The organism is Bradyrhizobium sp. (assembly GCF_049798375.1).
Lineage (GTDB): Bacteria > Pseudomonadota > Alphaproteobacteria > Rhizobiales > Xanthobacteraceae > Bradyrhizobium.
This window is the reverse complement of sequence record NZ_JBARGP010000610.1, coordinates 1-2,372: the sequence shown is the minus strand read 5'-3', so window position 1 is coordinate 2,372 and position 2,372 is coordinate 1. Positions and strand designations below refer to the sequence as shown.

The following is a 2,372-nucleotide window of genomic DNA, read 5'->3' as shown; positions in this document are numbered from 1 at the left end:
GCGGGATCTCGAACGAGCCCGGCACCTCGAAGACATCGACCCGGTCGCGCGGGATATGGCGCGCCTCGATCTCGTCGAGGAAGGCGATCCGGCATTCGGCGACGACGTCGCGATGCCAGCCCGCCTGCACGAAGGCGATCCGCTGCGGCTTGGCAAAGTGCGGATGGGATGGAACCGGCTCCGTCGCGCCGGTCTCCGGCCCGGACAAATTGCCCGGCGGGTGGGTCTGGATGGTGTCGGCTTGGGTGATATCGGATTGGGGGTCTTGCAACATCTGATTCATGGTTGTCCTCGTTAGAGACCAGAATCAGGGCATACGGAACGACGACGTCCCGCGCCTGAAGCAGCGCGGGTGCCGTGACCGTTCTCTTTCATCCGGACTGTAACCGTCGGCTTCGGAGTTGCACCGAATCTGCTGACCCCCGTCCCGATCGCTTGATCGGGACGAAGCGCTCGCGGGCTTAAGTCCTGGATAAGGACCCTTACCGCCGGTGGGGACTTTCACCCCGCCCTGAGAACATCGGCCGCCCGGCTGGACGGCCTGGACAGACTATGCCGGGCGACGGTCGCTCCGGCAAGCGCCTGAGCGACCGCGAATCCGGGGGCCGCCATGCGCCGCAGGCACGGCTCGCGCATCCCTGTGGCGGGACGCCCTCGGACAGGCGCGCCGGGACTCGCAAGGCGTGCGAGACTCAAATCGTTAACGCAGGCCGCGCGCTCGACTACGAATCCGATTCCGGTTTGTTCTCGTCGCGTCATCACAACTCGTGATGAGCTGTGGACGAATTTGGGTTTGTCTGTGGACGGACTCGGGGTGCAGTTGCGCGGATTCCGCAAATCACATCAGTTTGTGCGCGCACCCGGGGTTGTTCCGGGACTGCAGCCGGGTGTGATGCGCCGAAGCGGCGCGAGCCGGGTCGCCGCGTTAAGTACCAACAGCTCAAGAAGACAGAGGTCGAGACGGCATGTCCCTGCTCGAAGGCACTATTGATTCCGGAAATCATCCGTTGACCGTCGTGGAGTCGATCGCCGCCGACAACGACTGGCCGTTCGAGCGTTCCGGCGAGGATGAGATCACCATCGTCTCGAAAGGACAGTGGACTGACTATCAGATCTCCTTCACCTGGATGCATGAGATCGAAGCGCTGCATCTCGCCTGTGCCTTCGACATGAAGATTCCCGAGAACCGCCGCGGCGAGGTGCAGCGGCTGGTAGCGGCGATCAACGAGCAGCTCTGGCTCGGCCATTTCGACATCTGGACTCATACCGGCATGATCATGCACCGCCAAGCGCTGGTGCTGCCGGGCGGCCTCACCGCCTCGACCCGGCAATGCGAGACCATGCTGGCCGGCACCGTCAATGCCTGCGAGCGCTACTACCCGGCATTCCAGTTCGTGGTGTGGGCCGGCAAGTCGACGCAAGAAGCGATGGCGGCGGCGATGTTCGACACCGAGGGCGAGGCTTAGTGCCCCGCTGCCGCAACCTACTCCGCGGTCGTCCCGGTCTTTGAGCCCGGACCCATACCGCGGAATGTGAGATGCAGCGCACGATGCTTGTTGCTCTGCCCTCCTTCTATTAGAACCGCTGGTGGTTATGGGTCCCGGCTTTCGCCGGGACGACGCCGAATGTGCGGTGACATCGTGAACAACAACACCATCCAAAACATCACCGGCACCATCGTGCTGGCCGGCGCCGGCAAGATGGGCGGCGCAATGCTGACCGGCTGGCTGGCGCAGGGGCTCGATCCCGCGCGGGTGGTCGTGATCGATCCTGCGCCCGCGCCCGAGATCAGCGCGCTCGCCGCCAAAGGCATCCGCCTCAATCCCAACGACAGTGCCGCCGCCGACACGCTGGTCGTCGCAGTAAAGCCGCAGATGTTTCGCGATGCAGGGCCTGCGCTGAAGCGCTGGGTCGGCCCCTCGACCCTGGTGGTCTCGATCATGGCCGGCACCACGATCGCGGCGCTGCAGGAGGTGTGCGGTGGCGCCGTGGTGCGGGCGATGCCGAACACGCCGGCGGCGATCGGCCGCGGCATTACGGTCGCGGTGCCCGACGCGCATGTCAGCACGGCACAGCGCGCCACCGCCGATGCGCTGCTGCGCGCCACCGGAGCGGTCGAATGGGTCGATGACGAGGAGCTGATGGACGCGGTCACGGCCGTGTCCGGCTCGGGTCCGGCCTATCTGTTCCTGCTGGCGGAAGAGTTGGCGCGCGCCGGCGTCGCGGCCGGCCTGCCCGAGACGCTGGCGACCAAGCTCGCACGCGACACCGTCTCAGGTGCGGGCGAATTGTTGAACCGCTCCGAGCTGACATCGGCGACGTTGCGCCAGAACGTCACCTCGCCCGGCGGCACCACGGCCGCCGCATTATCC

Annotated in this window: 3 protein-coding genes and 1 riboswitch; of the genes, 2 read left to right on the top strand and 1 reads right to left on the bottom strand. The window is 65.7% G+C overall.

Annotation, left to right across the window (positions count from 1 at the left end; all coding sequences use genetic code 11):
* Positions 1 to 283 (bottom strand): 6,7-dimethyl-8-ribityllumazine synthase (locus tag WA702_RS24375; RefSeq protein WP_425113110.1); only part of this gene is annotated, 283 nt, incomplete at its 3' end.
* 76 nt (positions 284 to 359) lie between these two features.
* Positions 360 to 523: riboswitch (FMN riboswitch) on the bottom strand.
* 442 nt (positions 524 to 965) lie between these two features.
* On the opposite strand from WA702_RS24375, the gene WA702_RS24370 reads away from it, so the two are divergent.
* Both WA702_RS24370 and proC read left to right on the top strand, forming a co-directional pair.
* Positions 966 to 1,466 carry a YbjN domain-containing protein gene (locus WA702_RS24370; RefSeq protein WP_425113109.1) on the top strand — a complete coding sequence of 167 codons (501 nt, stop codon included), beginning with the start codon at positions 966 to 968 and terminating at the stop codon, positions 1,464 to 1,466.
* Between the two features lie 159 nt (positions 1,467 to 1,625).
* On the top strand, positions 1,626 to 2,372 hold a 747-nt coding region (gene proC, locus WA702_RS24365; RefSeq protein ID WP_425113108.1), incomplete at its 3' end, for a pyrroline-5-carboxylate reductase.